The organism is Rahnella sp. CFA14(1/10), assembly GCF_004195095.1.
GTDB classification, from domain to species: Bacteria; Pseudomonadota; Gammaproteobacteria; order Enterobacterales; family Enterobacteriaceae; genus Rahnella; species Rahnella perminowiae.
Map to the genome: position 1 here is coordinate 1 of NZ_SEWS01000044.1, position 299 is coordinate 299.

Below are 299 nucleotides of genomic sequence, written 5' to 3' on the forward strand. Positions count from 1 at the left end.
TACTCTCGCATGGGGAGACCCCACACTACCATCGGCGCTACGGCGTTTCACTTCTGAGTTCGGCATGGGGTCAGGTGGGACCACCGCGCTAGTGCCGCCAGGCAAATTCTGTTTCATCCGTACCGCAACGCATCAGGGTTGCTCACCCCGCGCCGCCATACGAACCAATCTAGGAACATTCCGCTGAAAATCTACTCTCTCGAGCCTGTCTCTCAAATCAAAACACCTTTGGTGTTGTAAGGTTAAGCCTCTCGGGTCATTAGTACTGGTTAGCTCAATGCATCGCTGCACTTACACAC

At 53.8% G+C, this 299-nt stretch carries 1 rRNA gene; it reads right to left on the reverse strand.

What is annotated here, in order from left to right:
• Positions 1-102 (reverse strand): 5S ribosomal RNA (rrf, locus tag EVX52_RS25165); the annotation flags it as partial.
• Between the last annotated feature and the right edge of the window lie 197 nt (positions 103-299).